22 protein-coding genes are annotated in these 22,788 nt (G+C 64.3%); 14 read left to right on the top strand and 8 right to left on the bottom strand.

Annotated elements, in window-relative coordinates:
* Positions 1-12: 12 nt before the first annotated feature.
* The gene (locus DNK59_RS13190) at positions 13-2,877 is read right to left on the bottom strand and encodes a bifunctional diguanylate cyclase/phosphodiesterase (protein WP_092317861.1); all 2,865 of its coding nucleotides are present in this window, start codon (positions 2,875-2,877) and stop codon (positions 13-15) included.
* Between the two features lie 247 nt (positions 2,878-3,124).
* On the opposite strand from DNK59_RS13190, the gene uvrD reads away from it, so the two are divergent.
* The 4 genes from uvrD (at position 3,125) to DNK59_RS13170 (ending at position 7,455) form a co-directional block, all read left to right on the top strand.
* On the top strand, positions 3,125-5,308 hold the full coding sequence (uvrD, locus tag DNK59_RS13185; RefSeq protein WP_092317864.1) for a DNA helicase II: 2,184 nt from the start codon (positions 3,125-3,127) through the stop codon (positions 5,306-5,308).
* Between the two features lie 105 nt (positions 5,309-5,413).
* Positions 5,414-5,854, top strand: coding sequence for an EamA family transporter (locus DNK59_RS13180; protein ID WP_110723465.1), 441 nt, complete (start codon positions 5,414-5,416; stop codon positions 5,852-5,854).
* Positions 5,855-6,035: 181 nt separating this feature from the next.
* Positions 6,036-6,911 (top strand): Tim44 domain-containing protein, encoded by an 876-nt coding sequence (locus DNK59_RS13175; RefSeq protein WP_110723464.1) that lies wholly within the window; start codon positions 6,036-6,038, stop codon positions 6,909-6,911.
* Between the two features lie 136 nt (positions 6,912-7,047).
* Positions 7,048-7,455 (top strand): SMI1/KNR4 family protein, encoded by a 408-nt coding sequence (locus DNK59_RS13170; protein WP_007927598.1) that lies wholly within the window; start codon positions 7,048-7,050, stop codon positions 7,453-7,455.
* A gap of 53 nt (positions 7,456-7,508) precedes the next feature.
* On the opposite strand, the gene DNK59_RS13165 is transcribed toward DNK59_RS13170, so the two are convergent.
* On the bottom strand, positions 7,509-9,272 hold the full coding sequence (locus tag DNK59_RS13165; RefSeq protein WP_092317874.1) for a cation:proton antiporter: 1,764 nt from the start codon (positions 9,270-9,272) through the stop codon (positions 7,509-7,511).
* A 287-nt stretch (positions 9,273-9,559) separates the two neighbouring features.
* Here DNK59_RS13165 and DNK59_RS13160 point away from each other — a divergent pair, with 287 nt between their 5' ends.
* Positions 9,560-10,045 carry an acyl-CoA thioesterase gene (locus DNK59_RS13160; protein WP_060841804.1) on the top strand — a complete coding sequence of 162 codons (486 nt, stop codon included), beginning with the start codon at positions 9,560-9,562 and terminating at the stop codon, positions 10,043-10,045.
* A gap of 261 nt (positions 10,046-10,306) precedes the next feature.
* Positions 10,307-11,701 carry an APC family permease gene (locus DNK59_RS13155; protein WP_110723463.1) on the top strand — a complete coding sequence of 465 codons (1,395 nt, stop codon included), beginning with the start codon at positions 10,307-10,309 and terminating at the stop codon, positions 11,699-11,701.
* A gap of 21 nt (positions 11,702-11,722) precedes the next feature.
* Here the strand turns inward: DNK59_RS13155 and pdxY are convergent, their stop codons facing one another.
* Positions 11,723-12,595 carry a pyridoxal kinase PdxY gene (gene pdxY / locus DNK59_RS13150; RefSeq protein ID WP_092317879.1) on the bottom strand — a complete coding sequence of 291 codons (873 nt, stop codon included), beginning with the start codon at positions 12,593-12,595 and terminating at the stop codon, positions 11,723-11,725.
* Positions 12,596-12,712: 117 nt separating this feature from the next.
* Between pdxY and DNK59_RS13145 the strand changes: the two genes are divergently transcribed.
* The gene (locus DNK59_RS13145) at positions 12,713-13,105 is read left to right on the top strand and encodes a DUF3301 domain-containing protein (RefSeq protein WP_092317882.1); all 393 of its coding nucleotides are present in this window, start codon (positions 12,713-12,715) and stop codon (positions 13,103-13,105) included.
* Positions 13,106-13,112: 7 nt separating this feature from the next.
* Here the strand turns inward: DNK59_RS13145 and DNK59_RS13140 are convergent, their stop codons facing one another.
* The 4 genes from DNK59_RS13140 to dksA all read right to left on the bottom strand — a co-directional run bounded on the left by DNK59_RS13140 (position 13,113) and on the right by dksA (position 16,529).
* The gene (locus tag DNK59_RS13140; RefSeq protein WP_110723462.1) at positions 13,113-14,075 is read right to left on the bottom strand and encodes a GTP-binding protein; all 963 of its coding nucleotides are present in this window, start codon (positions 14,073-14,075) and stop codon (positions 13,113-13,115) included.
* A 104-nt stretch (positions 14,076-14,179) separates the two neighbouring features.
* A complete protein-coding gene (locus DNK59_RS13135) occupies positions 14,180-14,887 on the bottom strand; it encodes a DUF1826 domain-containing protein (protein ID WP_110723461.1) in 708 nt (235 codons plus the stop codon).
* Positions 14,887-16,095 (bottom strand): zinc metallochaperone GTPase ZigA, encoded by a 1,209-nt coding sequence (gene zigA, locus DNK59_RS13130; RefSeq protein WP_110723460.1) that lies wholly within the window; start codon positions 16,093-16,095, stop codon positions 14,887-14,889. Before zigA ends, DNK59_RS13135 begins: the two co-directional genes overlap by 1 nt.
* 29 nt (positions 16,096-16,124) lie before the next feature.
* Positions 16,125-16,529, bottom strand: a complete 405-nt coding sequence (gene dksA / locus DNK59_RS13125; RefSeq protein ID WP_092317894.1) for an RNA polymerase-binding protein DksA — start codon at positions 16,527-16,529, stop codon at positions 16,125-16,127.
* Positions 16,530-16,649: 120 nt separating this feature from the next.
* On the opposite strand from dksA, the gene DNK59_RS13120 reads away from it, so the two are divergent.
* Positions 16,650-17,030 (top strand): glutamine synthetase, encoded by a 381-nt coding sequence (locus DNK59_RS13120; protein ID WP_110723459.1) that lies wholly within the window; start codon positions 16,650-16,652, stop codon positions 17,028-17,030.
* Between the two features lie 91 nt (positions 17,031-17,121).
* Here the strand turns inward: DNK59_RS13120 and DNK59_RS13115 are convergent, their stop codons facing one another.
* On the bottom strand, positions 17,122-18,345 hold the full coding sequence (locus DNK59_RS13115) for an N-acetylmuramoyl-L-alanine amidase (RefSeq protein WP_110723458.1): 1,224 nt from the start codon (positions 18,343-18,345) through the stop codon (positions 17,122-17,124).
* Positions 18,346-18,473: 128 nt separating this feature from the next.
* Here DNK59_RS13115 and folE2 point away from each other — a divergent pair, with 128 nt between their 5' ends.
* Genes folE2 through DNK59_RS13085 form a run of 6 tightly spaced genes read left to right on the top strand, consistent with a single transcriptional unit; the run spans position 18,474 to position 22,787 of the window.
* On the top strand, positions 18,474-19,367 hold the full coding sequence (folE2, locus tag DNK59_RS13110) for a GTP cyclohydrolase FolE2 (protein WP_110723457.1): 894 nt from the start codon (positions 18,474-18,476) through the stop codon (positions 19,365-19,367).
* A complete protein-coding gene (locus DNK59_RS13105) occupies positions 19,367-20,035 on the top strand; it encodes a metal ABC transporter ATP-binding protein (RefSeq protein ID WP_110723456.1) in 669 nt (222 codons plus the stop codon). Before folE2 ends, DNK59_RS13105 begins: the two co-directional genes overlap by 1 nt.
* The gene (locus DNK59_RS13100) at positions 20,035-20,901 is read left to right on the top strand and encodes a metal ABC transporter permease (RefSeq protein WP_110723455.1); all 867 of its coding nucleotides are present in this window, start codon (positions 20,035-20,037) and stop codon (positions 20,899-20,901) included. Before DNK59_RS13105 ends, DNK59_RS13100 begins: the two co-directional genes overlap by 1 nt.
* Before the next feature lie 11 nt (positions 20,902-20,912).
* Entirely contained in the window at positions 20,913-21,797 is an 885-nt protein-coding gene (locus tag DNK59_RS13095) for a metal ABC transporter substrate-binding protein (RefSeq protein WP_110723454.1), read from the top strand.
* Positions 21,794-22,237 carry a phosphoribosyl-AMP cyclohydrolase gene (gene hisI, locus DNK59_RS13090; protein ID WP_092317914.1) on the top strand — a complete coding sequence of 148 codons (444 nt, stop codon included), beginning with the start codon at positions 21,794-21,796 and terminating at the stop codon, positions 22,235-22,237. Before DNK59_RS13095 ends, hisI begins: the two co-directional genes overlap by 4 nt.
* Positions 22,227-22,787 carry a carbonate dehydratase gene (locus DNK59_RS13085; RefSeq protein WP_092317917.1) on the top strand — a complete coding sequence of 187 codons (561 nt, stop codon included), beginning with the start codon at positions 22,227-22,229 and terminating at the stop codon, positions 22,785-22,787. Before hisI ends, DNK59_RS13085 begins: the two co-directional genes overlap by 11 nt.
* Position 22,788 lies beyond the last annotated feature (1 nt).

The following is a 22,788-nucleotide window of genomic DNA, read 5'->3' as shown; positions in this document are numbered from 1 at the left end:
TGCCCATGAAGGCTAGCGCGCCTGGGCCTGCAACAGCAGCGCCAGGCCTTCGGCGTCCACCGGACGACTGATCAGATAGCCCTGCACTTCATCGCAGTGTTCGGCCCGCAGGAACGTCAGTTGACCGGGTTCTTCAACGCCCTCGGCCACCACCTTCAGCGACAGCCCGTGGGCCATGGCAATGATCGCCCGGGTGATCGCGGCATCCTCGCCGCCATCGGCCAGCCCACGGATAAAGGCCTGGTCGATCTTCACGTAGTCCACCGGAATCCGCTTGAGGTAGCTCAGGGACGAGTAGCCGGTGCCGAAGTCGTCAATCGCCAGCTTCACCCCCAGGGCGCGTAGTTGCCGGAAGGTGGCGATGATGTGCTCGACGCTGTCCAGCAACTGGCTTTCGGTCAGTTCCAGCTCCAGCAGGTGCGGCTCCAGGCCGGTTTCCTCCAGCACCTGGCGCACCAGGCTAACCAGCTTGCCCTGGCGCAACTGATACACCGACAGGTTGACCGACACCCGAATCGGTTCCAGGCCCTGGCGCTGCCATTCACAGGCCTGCCGGCAGGCCTGGCGCAAGACGAATTCACCAATGGGGCCGATCAGCCCGGTTTCTTCCGCCAGACCGATAAAGTCTCCCGGCGGCACCCGGCCCATGATCGGATGGTCCCAGCGCACCAGCGCCTCGGCGGCATTCAGGCGGCCCGTGGCCAGGCACAGTTTGGGCTGGTAGAAGACCATCAGTTGGTGTTCTTCGATGGCCTTGCGCAACTGGTTCTCCAGTTGCAGCCGCTCCAGGGTGCTGGCTTGCAGGCTTTCGGTATAGAACTGGAAGTTGTTGCCACCCAGGTGCTTGGCGTGGGCCATGGCCATGTTCGCCTGGCTGACCAGGGCGGCGACCTCCCTGGCGCTGTCCGGCAGCATGCTGATGCCAATGGAGGCGCTGACCACCAACTCGTGGCCTTCAACGGTGATCGGCAGGCGCAACTTGCTCAACAAGCGGGTCGCCACCCGGGTCAGGCTCGACAGGCTGCCGTAGGCATCGAACAGCACGGCGAACTCGTCCCCGGACAAGCGCGCGATGGTGTCGGCTTCCGGCAGCGCGTTGACCAGCCGCCGGGCCATTTTCTGCAACAGTTGGTCGGCCATTTCATGGCCGAGGCTGTCATTGAGCAGCTTGAAGCGATCCAGATTGATGTGCAGCAAGGCCAGGCTGCGGCTGCCCTGGCGCACCCGCTGGTGGGCCTCGCGCAGGCGCTCGCGGAACAGCGAGCGGTTGGCCAGCCCGGTGAGCTCGTCATAGTGGGTGAGGTAGCGCATGCGCTCCTCGGATTCACGCCGGGCCGACAGATCGGCGAAGAAGCCCACGATATGCCGGACTTTTCCCCGCCTGTCGCGCACTACATTCAGTTGCAGCCACTGCGGATAAAGCTCGCCGTTCTTGCGGGTTTCCACCAGTTCGCCCTGCCAGCTGCCGTGCTGCTCCAGGGCCTGATGGATCATTGGGTAGTGACGACGGGCGTCGCGGCTGCAGGATAGCTCCACCACATTGCGCCCGAGCATGTCTTCGACCTGATAGCCGGTGACCAGACTGAAGGCCTGGTTGGCGGCGATCAGGGCGTAATCGGGGTCAAGGATGACAATCCCTTCGCTGGCCGCCTCGAACACCGTGGCGGCCAGGTCGCGCTGCACTTCCAGCTCCTTGTCGGCACTGATATCGCGCCGCGTGCCCACCATGCGCAGCACCCGTCCGCCGGGGCTGCGCTCCACCGCTCGACCTCGGTCCTCGACCCACACCCAGCGGCCATCGCCATGGCGCACCCGGTACTCCACCTGATAGTCCTCGCTGCGGCCCTTGAGGTGCTCCACCAGGGCACGCTTGAGCACCGGCAGATCCTCGGGATGCAGACGCGGCTTGAGGTGGCTGAGCATCGCCGTGACGTCTTCCGGCTCCAGGCCGAACAGCTCCTTGAGCTGGGTGTGATGGACCTCGTCGGTCTGCAGGTTCCAGTCCCACAAGCCCAGTTCGCTGGCATCCAGGGCCAGGGCCAGACGCGCCTCGCTCTTGCTCAGGGCCTGGTTGGCCGCGTCCAGCTCCAGGCTGCGCTGAGCCACCCGGTGTTCCAGTCCGGCCTGGGCCTCGCGCAATTGCTCCTCGGCGCGGCGGCGTTGCTCCACTTCCCGGGCCAGCTCGCGGTTGAGCTGGTTGCTGCGGCTCTGGGCGTCCTGCAGGTGCTCGATCAAGGCCTGATTCTGAAAGCGTCGCAGCAAGCCACGCTGGATCAGGCGATTGACCTGCCAGGCCACCACGCTCAGGGACCCCAGGAGAATCAGCCCCAGCCAGCCCCAGCCACGCTGCTGCTCGTCGCCACCCCAGAACAGGTAGGCGATCGCCGGCAGCAGGCAAGGCAAGGTGAAGGAAAGAAAGGCTTGCAGGCTGACCGCATAGGCCACGCTGGCCGAAAGAATGGCCGCGCCGATCAGGCCGAAGACCCAGGCCTGCTGGAGAAAACTGTCGGTGGGCACCAGAGCGATGCCGGCGCAGGCCAGGGTCAGGCCGCTGACCGTCGACCCCAGCAGAAACATGCGCTGCCAGACCGGCTGCGCCTGGCGGCTGGGGATTGCCGAGTCGAAGGCCGCCACCTGGATCACCCGCAACGCCACTAGGGCCAACAGCCAGACCATCCACACGCTGAGCAACAAATAGCGCGCCGGGCTCCAGAGCAGCCAGGTGCACACCAGGCCGTTGAGCAACATGAACAGCGTCGGCAGCAGCGAGCCCTGATACAGCAGACGCGTGCGTTCCACCGCCATCTCGACGGCGTAGCGCAGAAGAATAACCCGCGGTTCCACCAAGGGTCCGGACAGGTCGGAATCATGAGTCATAGGCAGTGTTCTTATAATGGTTGAGCCTGAAACGTCGGCGGAGCATACACAAGCAAAGGCGCGAGCCAAACTGCTCCAAGTCATAAATTCGATAAAACCGATCCCCCATCAATCCACGGGGCAACAGCCCGGACTTGAAGCGCCAAAGGCTGCGACCCATGACCGACCGGTCGTCACCCGCGGTTGTTTTATCGGCTAATGCAAAGCCGGGTTTGCCCGGGGTGGCGCGGCCCCCTAGAATGCCCCGATGCGCGATGATCTCTCCCTCCTGTTGAACTCCCTCAACGATGCCCAACGCCAGGCCGTAGCCGCCTCCGTGGGTCGTCAGTTGGTCCTGGCCGGTGCTGGCTCCGGCAAAACCCGTGTGCTGGTGCACCGTATCGCCTGGTTGATCCAGGTCGAGAACGCCTCGCCCCACTCGATCCTGTCGGTGACCTTCACCAACAAGGCCGCAGCCGAGATGCGCCACCGCATCGAGCAATTGCTGGGCATCAACCCGGCGGGCATGTGGGTCGGCACCTTCCACGGCCTGGCTCACCGCCTGCTGCGGGCCCACTGGCAGGAAGCCGGCCTGAGCCAGACTTTCCAGATCCTCGACAGCGACGACCAGCAACGCCTGGTCAAGCGGGTGATCCGCGAGCTGGGCCTGGACGAGCAACGCTGGCCAGCCCGCCAGGCCCAGTGGTTCATCAACGGGCAGAAGGACGAAGGCCTGCGCCCGCAACATATCCAGGCCAGTGGCGACCTGTTCCTGGCCACCATGCGCAGCATCTATGAAGCCTACGAGGCCGCCTGCCAGCGCGCCGGGGTCATCGACTTCTCCGAGCTGTTGCTGCGGGCCCTGGACCTGTGGCGCGACCACCCCGGCCTGTTGGCGCACTACCAGAAGCGCTTCCGCCACGTGCTGGTGGACGAGTTCCAGGACACCAACGCCGTGCAGTACGCCTGGCTGCGACTGCTGGCCAAGGGTGGCGACAGCCTGATGGTGGTGGGCGACGACGACCAGTCGATCTACGGCTGGCGCGGGGCGAAAATCGAGAACATTCACCAGTATTCCGCCGACTTCCCGGACACCGAAGTGATCCGCCTGGAGCAGAACTACCGCTCCACCGCCGGCATCCTCAAGGCCGCCAATGCCCTGATCGCCAACAACACCGGACGCCTGGGCAAGGAGCTGTGGACCGACGGCGGCGATGGCGAAGCCATCAACCTGTACGCCGCCTTCAACGAGCACGATGAAGCCCGCTATGTCGTGGAAACCATCGAGAGCGCGCTGAAGACTGGCCTGGCCCGCAGCGACATCGCCATTCTCTACCGCTCCAACGCCCAGTCCCGGGTGCTGGAAGAGGCCCTGCTGCGCGAGCGCATTCCGTACCGCATCTATGGCGGCCAGCGCTTCTTCGAGCGGGCCGAGATCAAGAACGCCATGGCTTACCTGCGCTTGCTGGAAGGCCGTGGCAACGACGCGGCCCTGGAGCGGGTGATCAACGTTCCGGCCCGGGGCATCGGCGAAAAAACCGTCGAAGCCATCCGCGAACACGCGCGCCACAGCGATGTATCAATGTGGGAGGCCATGCGCCAGCTGGTGGCCAATAAAGGCCTGACCGGTCGCGCCGCGGGCGCCCTCGGGGCCTTTATCGAACTGATCGAGAACCTCGCCGCCAAGACCCTGGAAATGCCCCTGCACCTGATGACCCAGACCGTCATCGAACAGTCCGGGCTGATCGCCTACCACGAAGCGGAAAAAGGCGAGAAAGGCCAGGCCCGGGTGGAAAACCTTGAGGAACTGGTGAGCGCCGCGCGCAACTTCGAGAACAGCGAAGAAGACGAAGACCTGACGCCGCTGGCGGCCTTCCTCGGCCACGCCTCCCTGGAAGCCGGCGATACCCAGGCCGACGAGCATGAAGACAGCGTGCAACTGATGACCCTGCACAGCGCCAAGGGCCTGGAGTTCCCCTACGTGTTCCTGGTGGGCATGGAAGAAGGCCTGTTCCCGCACAAGATGAGCCTGGAAGAGCCCGGCCGCCTTGAGGAAGAACGCCGTCTGGCCTATGTCGGCATCACCCGGGCGATGCAGAACCTGGTGATGACCTATGCGGAAACCCGTCGTCTATATGGCAGCGAAACCTACAACAAGGTGTCGCGCTTCGTCCGCGAGGTGCCCAAGGGGCTGATTCAGGAAGTACGCCTGTCCAACAGCGTCAGCCGGCCTTTCGGCGGTGGCCAGTCGCAAAGCACCAGCAGCCTGTTCGGCGGCAGCGAGATTCCGGACACCGGCTTGAGTCTCGGCCAGGCGGTGCGCCACTCAGTGTTCGGCGACGGCGTAATCCTCAATTTCGAAGGCGCCGGCGCCCAGGCCCGAGTCCAGGTCAACTTCAGCGAAGGCAGCAAATGGCTGATGCTCGGCTACGCCAAGCTGGAAGCCATCTAACCCCAAACGGTCCGTAGGTGCCGGCTTGCCGGCGAATCTCGCTGGCGAAGAGCCTCTTCGCCGGCAAGCCGGCTCCTACAGTCAGTGCAGAAAGGCAGCGCGAACATGGGTTCAGGCTTTTTTTCCTCGTGGACATTCTGGGCGCTGCTCTCGGCAACTTTCGCGGCTTTGACGGCGATCTTCGCCAAAGTCGGGATAGAAAACGTCAATTCAGACTTCGCCACCCTGCTGCGCACCGTGGTGGTACTGGTCAGCCTGGCCTTGATTTTGTACGCAACGGGCCAATATCAGTCCCTGGGATCGATTTCCACCAAGAGCTATCTGTTCCTACTGCTGTCGGGACTGGCCACCGGGGCCTCCTGGCTGTGCTATTTCCGCGCCCTGAAACTCGGCCCGGCTTCCCTGGTAGCACCGGTGGACAAGCTCAGCGTGGTGTTCGTGGCCCTCATCGGCGTGGCCTTGCTGGGAGAGAAACTCGATCTGCGCCAGTGGGGCGGAATCGGCCTGATCACCGCCGGCGTGGTGCTGCTGGCACTGCGTCGCTGAACGGCGGCGGGATTGAACCAAAGCCGCGTCCTTGAGGACAAAAAGCCTATCGGCGAGCATGCCGGCGAACGGAGCTGAACCGAGCCTTTCAGGCAAAAGCCCGAAACATTATGCCGCTCGCCACTGACACTTCACCTGTGCAATATGGCGCGCGTGCCATCCACAAATGGGAACCCCCTTTATGAAACGTTTTCTTAGCATCGCCATGGCGCTGTGCATCGGCCTGACGATGAGCCTCGACGCCAACGCCAAGCGCTTCGGTGGCGGCAAAAGCGCCGGCGCTGCCCCGACCCACCAGGCTCGCCAGGCGGCCCCCGCCACTCCGGGCGCGCCTGCCGCTGCCGCCACCGCTGGCGCAGCCGGTGCTGCAGGTGCCGCGGCCAAGGCCGGTGGCGCTTCGCGCTGGCTCGGCCCTCTGGCCGGCATCGCCGCCGGTGGCCTGCTGGCCTCCATGTTCATGGGCGGCGGCTTCCAGGGCATGCAGATCTTCGACATCCTGATCATGGCGGTCATTGCCTTCGTGATCTTCCGCTTCATCGCCGCGCGTCGTCGCAAGCAGCAGGAGCAGTTCGCTCCGGCAGGCCACGCGCCCATGCAGCGCGAGGCATTCGAACCTCAGCAACCGGCTGGCGGCTCGATCTTCGGTGGCTCGGCAGCTCCTGCCGCGCGTCCGGTGATCAACGCTCCGGCCTGGTTCAACGAAGAAAGCTTCATTGAAGCGGCGCGCAACCACTTCCAGTCCCTGCAGCAACACTGGGACGCCAATGAAATGGACAAGATCGCCGAGTTCGTGACCCCGCAGATGTTGCAGTTCCTCAAGCAGGAACGTGCCGATCTGGGCGACGGCTTCCAGTCCACCTACATCGACAACCTGCAAGTGCAGCTGGAAGGCGTGGATGACCGCGCCGACAAGACCATCGCCACCCTGACCTTCAGCGGTGTGTCGAAGACCTCGCGCTTCGACCAGGGCGAAGTGTTCAGCGAAAGCTGGAACATGGAACGTGCCCAGGGCGACAACCAGCCATGGCTGGTGGCAGGTATCCGCCAGAACGGTTGATTCATGCCGTTGTCACAGCAGTAAGGCAAAACCCCGACTCAAGTCGGGGTTTTGCATTTCACGATTGCACTTACAGCGAGCTACTGTATAAACCGCCGTCAAACAACCGCGCCATAGAGCTAAGAGGACCCAGGCCGTGGAAGAAGTCATCGAACAACTCCGAGAAGCCAACGAACCGGTACCCGTCCCCCTGGAACTGCCGGACGAAGACCTGCTGGTGGAAATTGAGGAACAGCTGTTCATCAATATCCCGTTCGTCTTCAAAGAGTTCCTGTTGACCGTCAGCGATGTGGTTTACGGCAGCCTGGAGCCGGTCACCGTCACCGACCCGCAATCCCACACCTACCTGCCGGAAGTGGCCGCGACCGCCTGGGACATGGGCGTGCCGCGGGAGCTGATCCCGATCTGCCAGGACGGCGACGATTACTACTGCGTCGAGGAAGACGGCACCGTGGTGCTGTGGTCCGGCGAAGAAGAGCTGATCACCGAGGAATCCTGGGAATCGGTGTGGCACTGGGCGCGGGACGTCTGGCTGGAAAGCTGAGCCGACGCCAGGCATGAACAGGCTCGCCAGCGCCCTGCTGGCGAGCGGCAAGGTCAATGCCCGCCGTTGTCCTTGCTGTGATCGAAGGTTTCGATCAACGCCACCTGCATCCGCGTGTGCACACGGATGAACCAGCGCCACAGCACCGCGGCCACCGCCGCCGCCACCACCGCAATCAGCACCAGCAACTCCAGCGTCGGCAGGATGCTCGACGACAGCGCCGCCAACAGCAGAAAGATCACCAGCAGCGACAGGATCGGGATCACCTCGGCGATCACCCGACGCACCCGCTGGGTATGGCGCCCGGCCATTTCCGCCTTGACCCCCATCTCCGCCAGCAGCATCGATAGCGCCTTGAGCTTGCGATAGGCGGCGATCAGGAATGGCAGCGACAGCAGCAGGGCTGCGCCCCAGATCAACGCCTTCTGCCAGCTCGGATCACTGACCCAGCCCTCCAGGTAAGCACCAATACGCCTGGCGAAATAACCGCCGGAAAAGAAGATCGCCACCACCAGCGCCAGGTTCACCCCCACTTGCAGCAGGATCTTGCGAATCATCGACGCCAGCAGCGCGCCCTCGCCCTGTGGCTGGATGCTGCGCAGCCACTCGCCATACATCCCCAGCACCCGGCTCAGGCGCTGGGGCACAACCCCCGCCAACTTCAACGACAAAGGATCGGCAGCGCGGATCAGATAGGGCGTGAGCAAGGTGGTCATGGCCGACACCGCCACCGCCACCGGGTAGAGAAAGTCGCTGGTGACCTGCAAGGTCATGCCCAAGGCGGCGATGATGAAAGAAAACTCGCCAATCTGTGACAGGCCCATTCCCACGCGCAACGAAGTTCGGCCGTCGTTGCCAGCGATAAAGGCCCCCATACCACAGGAAAACAGCTTGCCCAGGACCACCGCCACGGTGATCACCGCAATCGGCCAGGCGTATTGCAGGAGGATCTGCGGATCGATCATCAGACCGATGGCGACGAAGAAGATCGCGCTGAACAGATCGCGAACCGGCTCGATCAAGCGCTCGATCTTCAGCAACTGACGGGATTCGGCCATGATCGCGCCAATCAGGAAGGCCCCCAGGACCATGCTGTACTCCAGCTTGACCACCAGCAGGCAGAAGCCGAAACACAACCCCAGCACGGTGATCAGCAGCATCTCGTTGCTGTCGAACTTGGCCACGTAGGCCAGCAGGCGCGGCACCAGCAGAATGCCGACCACCAGCGCCACGATCATGAACAACGAGAGCTTGCCGACCGTGGAAAACACCTCGCCGGAACTCACCGTGCCGCTGACCGCGATGCTCGACAGCAAGGCGATGATGCCGATGCCGAGGATGTCCTCGACGATCAGCACGCCGAAGATCAGCTGGGCGAAGCGCTCGTTCTTCATCTTCAGGTCGTTGAGCGCCTTGACGATGATGGTGGTGGAGGAAATGGCCAGGATCGCCCCGAGGAACAGCGAATCCATGGTGCTCCAGTCGAACCAGCGGCCAATTTCATAGCCGATCCAGATCATCAGGACGATTTCCAGGAACGCCGCGATAAAGGCCGTGGCCCCCACCTTGAACAGCTTGCGCAGGCTGAACTCCAGCCCCAGGCAGAACATCAGGAAGATCACCCCCAGCTCGGCCAGGGTCTTGATGGTCTGCTCATCGTGGATCAGGCCGAAGGGCGGCGTGTGCGGGCCGATGAGGAAGCCGGCGACGATATAGCCCAGCACCACCGGTTGCTTGAGTCGATGAAAGAGAATGGTCACCACGCCTGCGACCAACATGATCACGGCCAGGTCCTGAATGAAGCTGATGGCATGCATGGCCAGGGTTCTCCTTGAAAGCGGGGCGGCGCAGATCGCCTAATTAGAAAGCTCTGATCGGCAGTAGGAATAATCCTGAAGGAGTGTCGGAAAAAGCCCTGGAACGGGTGTCTTGCAGGTTAACACCGCGACTTCCGGCAGAAAGGCGGTGCAATATTAGGAAACAGATCCACCAGGGCGTGACGACGCGGCCTGGCCCGGCGTCCCGTTATCGATGGTTTGAAAACCTTGAACCCAGCACCCGCAGAGGTGCTCCAGCAACCCCTGCCCAGAACCGTGAGCGTGCTATGGAACCCGGAAACGCCCAGCTGTCGATGACGGTATTGATGACCCCTGACATGGCCAACTTCTCTGGCAATGTGCACGGCGGCACCCTGCTCAAGTACCTCGATGAAGTCGCCTACGCCTGCGCCAGCCGTTATGCCGGTCGCTACGTGGTGACCCTGTCGGTGGACCAGGTAATCTTCCGCGAGCCGGTGCATGTCGGCGAACTGGTGACCTTCCTGGCCTCGGTCAACTACACCGGCAACACCTCCATGGAGGTGGGCATCAAGGTAGTGACCGAGAACATTCGCGAACGCTCGGTGCGCCACACCAACAGCTGCTTCTTCACCATGGTGGCGGTGGACGACCAGCGCAAACCGGCCCCGGTGCCGCCGCTGCAGCCGGAAACGGCCGATGGCAAGCGTCGCTATATCCAGGCCCAGCAGCGCCGGCAGATCCGTCAGGAACTGGAAAAGCGCTACCAGGAAATCAAGGCCGACGGCCCGTGACCTTGAGGCACACGCGCTGATTCAGCCGGACCACGGACGGTCCCATCACCACGCCCTGCAGAGCCTCCCGCGCTCGTCCTGCTTTGCCGCTGTCGCTTCAGGCAGTCTTCTACGGTCATCCCGAATGGCCACATTCATCCCTTTTTGACCACATAGAGAGTTATGCCCCGGGGGCACCGCTGCCAGAATCGTTGGGCAAGGCACAAGCGCACTCCCCATTTGGGGAGCCTTCGAACCCACGAACGCGTGAGAACAATAACAATGCCCAGCGCCAATACGCTCTCCGACAATCCCACCCTCGCCCCCAGCGATTTCACCCACAGTGCCCAGGGCACCTCCCTGCGGCGCATCCTCGGGCTGCCGGCCCTGGTGTTCTTCGGCCTGGTCTACATGGTCCCGCTGACCGTCTTCACCACCTACGGCGTGGTCACCCAGATCACCGGCGGCAGGACGGCCGCTGCCTATGTAGTGACCCTGTTGGCCATGCTCTTCACCGCCCTTTCCTACAGCGTCATGGTGAAAAAATACCCGATTGCCGGCTCGGCCTATTCCTACGCCAGCCTCAGTTTCGGGCCGGGGATCGGCTTTCTTGCCGGCTGGTCGCTGCTGCTGGATTACCTGTTCCTGCCGATGATCAACTACCTGGTGATCGGTCTGTTTCTCAACCTGGCCTTTCCCGCGGTGCCGGCCTGGGTCTTCGTGGTGGCGACCATCAGCCTGGTGACACTGCTGAACATTCGCGGCATCGGCTCGGTGTCGAGCATGAGCAACCTGATCGTCTGTGCGCAGATGGTGTTCGTGGTGGTGTTCGTGGCCCTGGTGATTCGTCAGCTGGCCGGGGCCGAGAGCCTGGACCTGAGCGCGCCCTGGGTTGGCGATGGCAGCCAGGGCGGGCTGCTGCCGTTGATGGCCGGGGCGGCGGTGCTGTGCCTGTCGTTCCTCGGCTTTGACGCGGTATCGACCCTGGCCGAAGAAACCCGCGACCCGCGCCGCGACATCCCCCGAGCCATCGTCATCACTACCCTGGGGGCTGGCCTGCTGTTCATCCTGCTGGCCATGACCAGCCAGCTGGCCTTCCCCGGCAGCAGCTTCAAGGACGCCGACTCGGCGGCCAGCGAGGTGATGCTGCACGCCGGCGGACGCTTCCTGGAGATGTTCTTCACCGCCACCTATGTGGCCGGCGCCGCCGGTTCGGCCCTGGCGTCCCAGGCGTCGGTGTCGCGCATCCTGTTCAGCATGGGCCGCGACGGCATCCTGCCGCGGCGAATGTTCGGCACCTTGTCCGAGCGCTACAAGACCCCGGTGCTGGCCATTGTCCTGGTGTCGCTGGTGTCCTTGCTGGCGGTGGTCATCGACCTCACCACCCTGGCGTCGATGATCAGCTTCGGCGCACTGGTGGCGTTTTCGGTGGTCAACCTGGCGGTGATCAAGAGCCATCTGGGCCAGGGTCAGCCGCGCACCAGAGCCCGGCTGCTGCAATACGGCCTACTGCCGCTGATCGGCTTCGGCCTGATCGTCTGGCTGTGGACCAGCCTTTCGGCCCTGACCCTGGGGATTGGCCTGGCCTGGTTCGCCCTGGGCGTGCTGTACCTGGCGGCGCACACCCGCGGCTTCCGGCAGCCGGCGCCAACGGTGCAGTTCTCCGAGCAGGCCTGATGCAGCGGCCCGCCGTTTGAATCAGAAACCGATCGGCGTGGCCTCGAACCGCACCCGCGGATGGACAATCCGATCCTGGGCCCGCACCAGCTCAAGCTCGTAGCTGGCGCAGGCCTGGGTTTCCAGCAGCACTTCATGCACCGCCGCGGCGGTGAATTCGAACGCCGCCACCAGGCTGTCGCCCAACAGCACCCGGGCCAGGAACAGACCCGACGTCAGGTCACCCACGCCCACCGGCTGCCGCGGAAACGCCAGCAGCGGACGCCGCAGGTGCCAGCTGCCCTCGGCGGTCACCAGCAGCATCTCGAAGCCTTCCGCCAGTTTGCCCGGGTAGTCCAGGTGCTTGACCAGCACCGCCTTGGGGCCTTTTTCCAGCAGCGAACGGGCCATGCCCAGGCAATCGAACAGCGATTGCGGCTTGCGCCCGCAAAAGCTGTCCAGCTCCAACTGGTTGGGGCACAGCAAGTCGGCCATGGCCACCGCCTCGTCCAGCAGGAAGTCGCTGACTTCCGCTGGCACGCTGCAGCCCTTTTCCGGATGGCCCATCACCGGGTCGCACAGGTACAGGGCCTTGGGATTGACCGCCTTGATCCGCGCCACACCGCTGAGAATCGCCCGGCCCTGGGCCGCACTGCCCAGGTAGCCGGAGAGAATCGCGTCGCAGTTGCCCAGCTCGCCGATGGCGGCGATGCCTTCCACCAGCTCGGGAATCTGCTGCGGCGCCAGCACTTCTCCGGCCCAGTGACCATACTGAGTGTGGTTGGAAAACTGTACGGTATTCAGGGGCCAGACATTCACCCCGACCCGCTGCATGGGAAACACCGCAGCACTGTTACCGGCGTGGCCGAAAACCACATGGGACTGGATCGCAAGCAGGTGGGGCGTACGTTTCATGCAGGATTTTCCATAAAACCGGTGGAATTCAAGCCGCGCAGTATGCGACTAAACGCAGCCTGTACGACAGACCGGAGACGCAGTTAAGCTGATGCCACTTCGTTGGAGCAAACCTTCATGCTGACCCTTGGAAACATCTTTGTGCTGATGCTACTGGCGACCGGCGCCGCCTGGCTGTGGCACAACCACGGCCTGCGCGAGCGGGCGCTGGAGCGGGTCAAGCAGCACTGCGCCCGACTCGATATCGAGCTGCTGGACGGCAACGTCGCGCTCAAGCGCATCGGCCTGGTCAAGGACGCCAATGGTCGCCGGCGCCTGGCGCGGATCTACAACTTCGAGTTCACCGTGACCGGCGAAACCCGCCACGCCGGGACCATCACCCAGTTCGGCGCCCACAGCGCCCATATCGAACTGGCGCCCTATCCGTTCGAGGCCAAGGAGCCACTGCCCAGCGCCGAGGTGATCGAGCTGAGCCAGTGGCGCGAAGAGCATCGCAAGTTCAAGCAGTGAGATGCGCCTACAGGCGGCAGGCAGCAAGACTGGCTTGCAGGGCGGCCATGTCCTGAGGGGCGTTGAAGATCAACTCCAGGCGCGAATCCCGGCGCCATTCACTGGGCAGCCAGTTCAGCGGTGAGTTATCCAACCCGTTGCCCGAGCGCCAGCCCTGATCGCTGTGGATCACCAGCTTGGCCCGGCGCCAGTCGAGGTTCTGCAACCAGTGCTCGACCCGGACCAGATCGAAACGCTGGCTCGGGTGCCAGCGCCAGCCAATGCTCCAGCCATCCTGCTGAGACTGACTGAGGCAGATCGGTTGCGCCGGATCGCTCCACAACGCCGGTAACTGTGCCAGTCCCTGGGGAATATCCAGTTGCTCCAGCGCCGCCCCGGCGCTGACTTCCAGGCCCGGCAACTCGGCCAGGGGCAAGGCGGCGTGGCGGGTCCAGAACAGCGGCAGGTCCGGCAGTTGCTCCAGTACCCGCAGCCGATCGCTGTCGCTGAGCAGTTCGTCCTTGTTCAGCACCAGCAAACCGGCGCTGGCCAGGGCGTCCTGCTGGGCCTGGGGCAGCGGCTTGCCGGCGGCCAGGGCCTGGGCATCGAGCACCAGCACACAGGGCTGCACCGCCAGCACGCCTTGCCAGGGCGCAACACTCAGTTGCCTGAGCAACTGCGCCGGGTGACCCAGGCCGGAAGGCTCGATGAGCAAGCGGTCCGGCCGAGCCTTGCGCAACAGCCGCCCAAGCCCGACCTGAAACGGCGCGCCATTGACGCAGCACAGACAACCTCCGGCCACTTCGCCCAGAGCGATGCCGTCTTCATCGCGAGTCAGCAAGGCCGCATCCAGGCCGATCTGGCCGAACTCGTTGATCAGCACCGCCCAGCGCTCTTGGGCCGGACGCTGGCTCAGCAGGTGGCGGATCAGGCTGGTCTTGCCGGCGCCCAGCGGGCCGGCGATCACATGGGTGGGAATGTTCTGCAGCATGGAAGGACTTCCGCAAGCTTGTGCGCTGATGCTACGCCCTTCCCCGTCGTGACGAAAATCCGCCGACCGCCGCAGGAGCGGGCTTGCCCGCGAACGCTCGCGGGTCACCCCAGCCAATCAAGGGTGAGGATCAGCCGCCGCTCTCCCGGCGCCGGTTGCGGCGAACGGTGGATCAGCCCGAACCCTTGGTTGCCGTGCCACTTCTCGCCCTTGAACAGCGCCACCTCGCCGCTGCCGATCTGCTGGATCAGCGCCGGATCCCGGGGCTCGCCCTCCGCCTGCCCCAGCCGGCGGCGATCCATCGCCCCCTCGCGCAACCACTGGCTGCCAATCCCGGCGTAGGTGGTGATCAGGCGCACCGGCACATGGTCGACGTGAAAGCGCGGGCACATGGCCTTGTCCAGAACCCGCAGGCGCAAGCCCACGCGCTTGGCGCCCAGCAGGCAGGCAAAGGCGCTGACCAGCCAGGAAACGTCGGCGATAAAGCCCTCATAGCCGTGCAAATCACTGAAACCCGATGCCAGGCCCTGCAGGTTCGGTGAGGCCTCCTCGTCCGGCAGCTCCAGGGACAGGGACTCCGCCAAGGGCTGGTTCAGCGACAACAGCAACTGGCCAAAGTCCTCGATGTGCGCCGGCAACTGGCGCTGCCAGAGGCCGAGGTTGACCTCATCGTCCAGCACTTCGGCCAGGACCGCCGGGGTCGGGCCAATGGCTGTGCGCCGGGAAACCAGCGGCACCGCACAAGGCAGCAGCAAACTCTTGGCCGCCAATGGAATGCGCAGTGGAGTCACCGGGGAACTCAGGGTCAGCATCAGGCCGCCTCCTCTTCATGCCAGGAGCCGAAAGGGTCGGTCATCAGGCTCCAGCCCTCGACACCCAGGGCCATTTCCTCGTCATCCAACAGGCACAGATCGAGGTCGGCACAGAGCCGGGCGAAGTCGATGTTCTGGCCGATGAACACCAGCTCCTGGCGGCAATCGCCGGTTTCCGCCGTCCAGTTGTGCAGGATCGCTGCGGTGCTTTCCTCGTCCTGGGGCCATTGCTGCTTGGGCACGAAGCGCCACCAGCGCCCGGCAAAGCCGTGGCGCATCAAGCCCCCGGCCTGGGACCAGCTGCCCGCCTCCTGGTACTTGCTGGCCAGCCAGAAAAAGCCCTTGGAGCGCAGCAGCTTGCCGTTGACCCAGGGCCGGTTGATGAAGTCGAAGAAGCGCTGCGGATGAAAGGGACGCCGGGCGCGGTACGCCGTGGATGCGATGCCGTACTCCTGGGTTTCCGGCACATGCTCGCCGCGCAGCTCCTGCAGCCAGCCCGGCGCCTGGGCCGCCCGTTCGAAGTCGAAGCGCCCGGTGTTGAGGATCTTGGCCAGGGGCACTTGGCCCATGACCATGGGGATGATTTCCGCCTGGGCGTTGAGCCGCGCCAGGATCGCCAGCAGTTCCTCGCGCTCGTCGCTGCCGATCAGGTCGATCTTGCTGACCAGGATCACGTCGGCGAACTCCACCTGCTCGATCAGCAGGTCAGTGATCGAACGCTCGTCTTCTTCGCCCAGGGTTTCACCGCGACTGGCGAGGCTCTCCGCCGCCTGGTAGTCGAGCAGGAAGTTCCTGCCGTCGACCACGGTGACCATGGTGTCCAGACGCGCAATATCCGCCAGGCTCTGGCCAGATTCATCGCGAAAGGTGAAGGTTTCCGCCACCGGCAGCGGCTCGGAGATCCCGGTGGACTCGATCAGCAGGTAATCGAAGCGCCCGTCGCGGGCCAGCTTGCCCACTTCCTCCAGCAGGTCTTCGCGCAGGGTGCAGCAGATGCAGCCGTTGCTCATTTCCACCAGTTTTTCTTCGGCGCGGTTGAGGCTGACATCGCGTTGCACTTCGCTGCCATCGATGTTGATTTCGCTCATGTCGTTGACGATCACCGCTACCCGCAGGTTGTCGCGGTTACGCAGGACGTGATTGAGCAGGGTGCTCTTGCCGGCGCCAAGAAAGCCGGACAGCACGGTAACGGGAAGACGCTCGGTCATGGGTGTTTCCTCATCAGGTTCGCGGCGGGTCAAAGCGCCCGTTGGTGGCGTTCGCGCAGCTCTTGGCGTTCTTTGGCTTCGATGCACAGGGTGGCGGTGGGCCGCAGCAGCAAGCGCTGCAGGCCAATGGGCTCACCGGTGTCGGCGCACCAGCCGTATTCACCACGGGCCAGGCGCTCCAGGGCCTCGTCGATCTTGTCCAGGAGCTTCTTTTCCCGCTCCAGCAGGCGCAGTTGCCACTGCCGCTGTTCTTCGGCGCTGCCGATATCGGCGGGGTCGCTGTGGGGCTCCTGCTCGCGCAGTTGATCGAACTCCGCGGCGATGCGTTCCTGCAGCTCAGTGCGCTGGGCCAGCAGCAAATCGCGGAAAAAACCCTGTTGGGCGTCGTTCATGTAATGCGCTTGGGGTTCGGCGAGAAGCTCTTGTTCAGTCATGGCAGGTCACGGATCAGGCTTTATTCAATGTTATATTATAACAACACAAATTAGCCAACCCTGCCTTGCCGCCCGCGACGAAGGGCGCGATGCTGCAGCCCTGCCGCCACGAGAATCGCCATGCGCCCCGCCCTGCCGCTCCTGCTTTCAAGCCTGATCCTGACGTTTTCCGGCCATGCCGGTGCAGCCGTACCCAACCCTCTGGCCACCTGCACCCGCAGCGCCACCCTGCTGGCCTGCGTCGATCCTTTGGGCAATGCCTACAGCGTCGCCACGGCGGGCAGCACCACCTACTTGCGCGGGTTCGAGGTGATCGGCAAACGCTATTGGGTGCAGACCAACAGCCGCTACGGCCAACTGACCTTCTTCACCGGCCTGGCTTCCGATGGCGAAGCCTGGGTGGGCTACAGCCAGCGCGTAGGCTGGACCACCCGCAACCGTTTCTCCAGCTCCGGCGGCAGCCGCGGCCAGTTCACCTGCAGCCGCATCAGCGGTTGCTAGCCCCTCTTTCTCACCCCTTTCGCAGGAGCTGGCTTGCCAGCGAAAGCGCCCTCAGGGACGGCACAACACGCGACGACCGGTTCGCCGGCTCCTACACGGGGCGGGTGTTCCTGGTTTCCTGCAGCCAGGCCAGGTAGCTGTTGGCCGGCGGATTCTTCTCGAAGTAGCGTTGCAGGCCGTTGAACAGGCCATCGGCAAGCGCCTGCTGGTGGCGCGCGGTGACCAGCCGCTGGCTGTCGCGGCTGTTGGAGATGAAGCCGGTTTCCACCAGGATCGACGGTACGTCCGGTGACTTGAGCACCGCAAAACCCGCCTGCTCCACACGCTTCTGGTGCAAGGTGGTGATCCCCGACAGGCTCTCCAGCACGGTACTGCCCAATTGCAGGCTGGCGGCGATAGTGGCGTTCATCGACATGTCCACGATCCCCCCCGCCAGCATCGGGTCCTTGTCCTTGAGGTTGAGCAGCGTGCTCGCCCCCAGCAGGTCGGCGCCGTTTTCCCGCTGCGCCATCAAACGCGCGGTGGCCGATGTCGCGCCGCCTTCGGACAGGGCGTACACCGAAGCACCGGACGCGGTCAGGCGCGGCGCCGCGTCGGCATGCACCGAGATGAACATGTCGGCCTGATGCTTGCGGGCTATCTCCACGCGCTTGCGCAGCGGCACGAAGAAGTCGTCGTTGCGGACCAGCTTCACGTCGAAACCCTTCTCGCGTTTGAGCCGTTTGGCCAGCAAGCGGGCGATGGCCAGCACCACATCCTTCTCTCGCTCGCCCTTGGCCCCGACCGCGCCCGGGTCCTTGCCGCCATGACCGGGGTCCACCACCACGATGATGTCGCGCTTGGGATGCGGCTTGCCCGGCGCCGCCTGGGATCTGACCAAAGGCGCGCTGGCCGCAGCGATCGGCAACGCTGCCTTGCCGGGGGCGGACAGGTCCAGCACCAGTCGGTGCCCCTGCCCATCCTGGGGTGGCAGGAGAAAGCTGTTGAGCTGCAGCGGTTGAGTCAGGTCAAGGACGATCCGCGTGTCGCCCTGGCCAAAAGGCCCGGAGCGGATTGCGCGGATCGGTGTGTCGGCCAGGTTCAACTGGCTGAAGTCGCCCCCCAGGCGAGCGCTGCTGACGTCGATGATCAGACGCTCCGGGGCGCTGAGGCTGAAGGTTTTGTATTGCACCGGCCCGCTCAGATCGAGCACCAGGCGCACTTTGTCCGCCGAGTTCCACAGCCGGGCATGGCGAATCTGCGCGGCGCTAACACTCCAGGGAAACATCAGGGCCGTACCGGCCAACAGCAGGTTGAGCAATTGACGTCTGTGCATGGCAAATACCGCAAAAAAGGAGCGTCCGTACTCACAAGGCAGGATGAACGACCGTCGCGGAAAAACTTCCCATCGGACGTATTGTTATAATATAACATGTCGAATTATTTCCCACGACGGACCTGTCCATGAACGCGCTGACTCTGCCGGATATCGCCGCGCAGGCCTCACGCCAAGCCTTGCCCCTGGAATGGGTGGGCATGTGCGGCATTGCCTTACCTGTAGTGATCGACGGCCAGCGAACCGCTGCCAAGGCCGATGCCGGCGTCAGCCTCGACGATGGCGAAGCGCGAGGCATTCATATGTCGCGCCTGTACCTGGCCCTGGAAATGCTCGAACAGGAAAACCTCAACCCGGCGCTGTTACATCGGGTATTGCAGCGTTTTCTCGATAGCCATGATGGCCTGGCCCACAGCGCCTACCTGCGCCTTCACTTCGATCTGCTGCTCAAACGCCCGGCCCTGGTCAGCCCATTGGCCGGTTGGAAGCGTTATCCGCTGAGCATCGAGGCACGCCTGAAAAACGCGATGTTCCACGTGGAACTAAAAATCGACGTGCCTTACTCCTCCACCTGCCCCTGCTCGGCCGCCCTTTCCCGACAGCTGATCCAACAGCAATTCGTCGAGGATTTCGCCAACCAGCCACTGCGGCACGCTGATGTCCTGGCCTGGCTCGGTTCGACCCAAGGCATAGTCGCCACGCCCCACAGTCAACGCAGCACTGCCGAATTGCGCCTGCGCCTGGACGATTTCCTCGACGAGTTGCCACTGATTGCGCTGATCAACGACGCGGAAAGCGCCCTGGGCACCGCCGTGCAGACCGCGGTCAAACGCGCCGACGAGCAAGCCTTTGCCCTGGCCAACGGACAGAACCTGATGTTCTGCGAAGACGCCGCCCGCCGCCTGAATCAAGCGCTGCGTCGCTCCCCCGGCGTCAACGCCTTCCACTTGCGGGTGGTGCATGCCGAAAGCCTGCACGCCCATGATGCAGTGGCGGAAAGTCGCTGGAACTGGGAGGTCTGATGCTGCGCTGCCAAGCTTTGCTCTGGGGCGCGCCGGGCCAACCATTGACCCCGCCGCTGGATCTGCACCTGCCCACAGGCAGCCTGAGCGCGGTGATCGGCGCCAATGGTTCGGGCAAGACCAGTCTGCTGAAAGTCCTGGCCGGTCTGCAAAAGCCGTTGGCCGGCAAGGTCGAACTGGCGATCCCGCGACGAGGTGGCCTGGCGTTCTTAGCGCAACAGCAACAGCTGGACCGGCAATTTCCCATCAGTCTCGAAGAGCTGGTAGCCGCCGGGTTCTGGGGCAAGCACGAGCCGGCCAGGACTCGTCGAGACAAACTGCGAACCGCCCTCGCCGACTGGCACCTAAGCGGCCTGGAACAGCGTCCATTGATGGCACTCTCCGGCGGCGAACTGCAGCGCGCGCTGCTGGCACGGATGAGTCTCACCGAAGCCCCCCTGCTGCTTCTGGACGAACCCCACGCCGCCCTCGACGAAGCAGGCCAGGCCCTGCTCTGGCAGCAGTTGCACGCCTGGCATGCCCAGGGCCGGACCTTGCTGCTGGTCTGCCATGACCTGGCCGCGGTGCGCCAGCACATCCCCCAGACCCTGCTGCTCAGAAGTACCGGCTGCCTGTACGCGCCAAGCCGCGAACTGATTGCCCAGCCCCTGCAGACGCAGGTGGCTTGATGCAGTTCGACGCGCATTTCTGGCAACCCTTCAGCGAGTTCCTGTTCATGCGCCGGGCTCTGCTCGGCGGTCTGGTCCTGGCCTGCAGCATTGCGCCTCTGGGGGTGTTTCTGATCCTGCGGCGCATGAGCCTGATCGGCGACGCGGTGGCCCACGGCATCCTTCCCGGTGCAGCCCTGGGCTTCTGGTTCGCCGGCCTCAGCCTGCCGGCCCTGACCCTCGGCGGGCTCGGCGCCGGCCTGGGCATGGCCGGGCTGGCCGCCTGGATCACCCGTCGCACCGGCCTGCGGGAAGACGCCAGCATCGCCGCGATCTACCCCATTTCCCTGGCCAGCGGCGTGCTGATTCTCGGGCTGGCGGGCAAACGCCTGGACCTGTTGCACCTGCTGTTCGGCTCGGCCCTGGCGGTGGACGAACCGACCCTCGACGCCATGCTCCTGGTTTCGACCTTCAGCCTGCTGGCCCTGGCCCTGATCTACAGAGCCCTGTTGCTGGACACCCTCGACCCGCTGTTCCTGCACAGCGTCAGCCGCCTGGGTCCCCTGGCCCATGGCCTGTTCCTGACCCTGGTGGTGCTCAATCTGGTGATGGGGTTCCAGGCCATCGGTGCGCTGATGGTGGTCGGCCTGATGATGCTGCCGGCCGCCGCCGCGCGCTTCTGGAGCCGGCGCCTGCCGAGGCTGCTGGGCATCGCCGCCCTGCTCGGCTGCCTGTCGGTCTGGCTCGGCCTGTTGCTGTCGTTCCATTACTCGTTGCCCAGCGGCCCGGCCATCGTCCTGGTGGCCGGCTGCCTGTACCTGCTGTCCGTGGTGTTCGGTCCGGTGCACGGCCTGCTGTACCGCCCGCCCTTGCTCACATCCCCATGAGGTGTTTCCCGATGCGCGCTCTTCTCGTGCTGTTCAGCCTGCTGCTGCCATTGTCCTGGTCCACGGCCCAGGCCGCGGACAAGCTGGCCGTGGTGACCAGCTTCAGCATCCTCGCCGACCTGACCCGCCAGGTCGGCGGCGAGCATGTACAGATCACCAACCTGGTGGGCGCCGACGAGGATGCTCATACCTACGAACCCACGCCGGACGATGCCAAGGCTCTGCTCCAGGCCCGGCTGATCATCAAGAATGGCCTGGGTTTCGAACCCTGGCTGGATCGCCTGGTGGCCAGCTCGGCCAGCAATACGCCGGTGATCACCGCCAGTCGCGGGGTGATTCCACGCACCCTGGACGAGGACGGTGAACAGATTCCCGACCCGCACGCCTGGCACAACCTGGCCAACAGCGAACTCTACGTGCACAACATCACCCGGGCGCTGATTACCGCGGACCCGGCCCATCAGGCCGACTACCTGCGCAACAGCCAGGCCTACCTGCAACAGATCTACCGCCTGCTGGCCGAAGCCAAGGCCAAGCTCGGCGCCCTGCCTGCGGGCAACCGCAAGCTCGTCACCTCCCACGACGCCTTCGGCTACCTGGGCCAGGCCTACGGCATCGAGTTCATGGCACCCCAGGGCCTGTCCACCGAACGCGAACCCTCGGCCGCCGAAGTCGCGGCACTGATCACCCAGATCCGCAATGCCAAGGTCAAGGCGGTGTTCATGGAAAACATCAAGAACCCGCGCCTGCTCCAGCAGATCGCCGAGGAAAGCGGCGCCCACATCGGCGGCACCCTGTATTCCGATGCCCTGGCGGCCAGCGGCCCGGCCAGCAGCTTCATAGGGTTGTTCGAGTCCAACCTCAACACCCTGTACGACGCCCTGAGCCAACCATGATCCAACGCCCTGCGCTATCGCTGCTGGACCTGGAAAGCGCTGCCCTGGGCAGTCGCTGGCCACTGACCGCGGTGCTCGATGCCTTGCCCTGGAACAGCGACGGCCTGATCGCCGCCATCGCCCAGCAACACGACAGCGGCGAGGTACTGATGCTGGCCTGGATGAACCGCCGGGCCCTGGCCGAAACCCTGGCCAGCGGCCAGGTCTGCTACTGGTCGCGCTCGCGCCAGTGCCTGTGGCGCAAGGGCGAAAGCTCGGGCCACCGCCAGCGCCTGATCGAGGCGCGCCTGGACTGCGATGGCGACGCCGTACTGCTGCAGGTGGATCAGCACGGCCCGGCCTGCCACACCGGCCGCCCCAACTGTTTCTACAACGCCATTCGCGATGGCGCGGTGGAAGTCATCAGTTCCCCCTTGAAGGACTCGCGCCATGATCCGTAAAAACCCTTCCGGCGACCTGCCGGTGATCGCTGAATCCGCCTACGTCGACAAGACCGCCATCATCTGCGGCAAGGTGGTGATCGGCGAAAACGTGTTCGTCGGCCCCTACGCGGTGATCCGCGCCGATGAAGTGGACGCCAGCGGCCAGATGCAAGCCATCACCATCGGTGCCAACTCGAACATCCAGGACGGCGTGGTAATCCACTCCAAATCCGGCGCGGCGGTGACCATCGGCCAGCACACCTCCATCGCCCACCGCTCCATCGTCCACGGCCCCTGCGTGGTCGGCGACCGGGTATTCATCGGCTTCAACAGCGTGCTGTTCAACTGCGAGGTGGGCGACGGCAGCGTGGTCCGGCACAACTCGGTGGTGGACGGTCGCGACCTGCCGCCGGGCTTCTATGTGCCCTCCACCACCCGCATCGGCCCCAAGACCGACCTGGCGCAGTTCCCTCCGGTGAGCATCAGTGCCGCGGAGTTTTCCGAAGACGTGGCCCGCACCAACATCGATCTGGTGCGTGGCTACAAGGCCCTGCAGAACGAGTTCTGAC

It is taken from the genome of Pseudomonas sp. TKO26 (genome assembly GCF_003225665.1).
In the GTDB taxonomy this organism is placed as follows: Bacteria; Pseudomonadota; Gammaproteobacteria; order Pseudomonadales; family Pseudomonadaceae; genus Aquipseudomonas; species Aquipseudomonas saponiphila.
The sequence above is the reverse complement of the archived record's forward strand: the minus strand, read 5'-3'. Positions and strand labels throughout refer to the sequence as shown.

Excerpts from the sequence above, each read along its gene's own strand:
- DNK59_RS13190 (WP_092317861.1), bottom strand. The coding sequence starts at position 2,877 with ATGACTCATGATTCCGACCTGTCCGGACCCTTGGTGGAACCGCGGGTT.
- uvrD (WP_092317864.1), top strand. The coding sequence starts at position 3,125 with ATGCGCGATGATCTCTCCCTCCTGTTGAACTCCCTCAACGATGCCCAA.
- DNK59_RS13180 (WP_110723465.1), top strand. The coding sequence starts at position 5,414 with ATGGGTTCAGGCTTTTTTTCCTCGTGGACATTCTGGGCGCTGCTCTCG.
- DNK59_RS13175 (WP_110723464.1), top strand. The coding sequence starts at position 6,036 with ATGAAACGTTTTCTTAGCATCGCCATGGCGCTGTGCATCGGCCTGACG.
- DNK59_RS13165 (WP_092317874.1), bottom strand. The coding sequence starts at position 9,272 with ATGCATGCCATCAGCTTCATTCAGGACCTGGCCGTGATCATGTTGGTC.
- DNK59_RS13160 (WP_060841804.1), top strand. The coding sequence starts at position 9,560 with ATGGAACCCGGAAACGCCCAGCTGTCGATGACGGTATTGATGACCCCT.
- DNK59_RS13155 (WP_110723463.1), top strand. The coding sequence starts at position 10,307 with ATGCCCAGCGCCAATACGCTCTCCGACAATCCCACCCTCGCCCCCAGC.
- pdxY (WP_092317879.1), bottom strand. The coding sequence starts at position 12,595 with ATGAAACGTACGCCCCACCTGCTTGCGATCCAGTCCCATGTGGTTTTC.
- DNK59_RS13145 (WP_092317882.1), top strand. The coding sequence starts at position 12,713 with ATGCTGACCCTTGGAAACATCTTTGTGCTGATGCTACTGGCGACCGGC.
- DNK59_RS13140 (WP_110723462.1), bottom strand. The coding sequence starts at position 14,075 with ATGCTGCAGAACATTCCCACCCATGTGATCGCCGGCCCGCTGGGCGCC.
- DNK59_RS13135 (WP_110723461.1), bottom strand. The coding sequence starts at position 14,887 with ATGCTGACCCTGAGTTCCCCGGTGACTCCACTGCGCATTCCATTGGCG.
- zigA (WP_110723460.1), bottom strand. The coding sequence starts at position 16,095 with ATGACCGAGCGTCTTCCCGTTACCGTGCTGTCCGGCTTTCTTGGCGCC.
- dksA (WP_092317894.1), bottom strand. The coding sequence starts at position 16,529 with ATGACTGAACAAGAGCTTCTCGCCGAACCCCAAGCGCATTACATGAAC.
- DNK59_RS13120 (WP_110723459.1), top strand. The coding sequence starts at position 16,650 with ATGCGCCCCGCCCTGCCGCTCCTGCTTTCAAGCCTGATCCTGACGTTT.
- DNK59_RS13115 (WP_110723458.1), bottom strand. The coding sequence starts at position 18,345 with ATGCACAGACGTCAATTGCTCAACCTGCTGTTGGCCGGTACGGCCCTG.
- folE2 (WP_110723457.1), top strand. The coding sequence starts at position 18,474 with ATGAACGCGCTGACTCTGCCGGATATCGCCGCGCAGGCCTCACGCCAA.
- DNK59_RS13105 (WP_110723456.1), top strand. The coding sequence starts at position 19,367 with ATGCTGCGCTGCCAAGCTTTGCTCTGGGGCGCGCCGGGCCAACCATTG.
- DNK59_RS13100 (WP_110723455.1), top strand. The coding sequence starts at position 20,035 with ATGCAGTTCGACGCGCATTTCTGGCAACCCTTCAGCGAGTTCCTGTTC.
- DNK59_RS13095 (WP_110723454.1), top strand. The coding sequence starts at position 20,913 with ATGCGCGCTCTTCTCGTGCTGTTCAGCCTGCTGCTGCCATTGTCCTGG.
- hisI (WP_092317914.1), top strand. The coding sequence starts at position 21,794 with ATGATCCAACGCCCTGCGCTATCGCTGCTGGACCTGGAAAGCGCTGCC.
- DNK59_RS13085 (WP_092317917.1), top strand. The coding sequence starts at position 22,227 with ATGATCCGTAAAAACCCTTCCGGCGACCTGCCGGTGATCGCTGAATCC.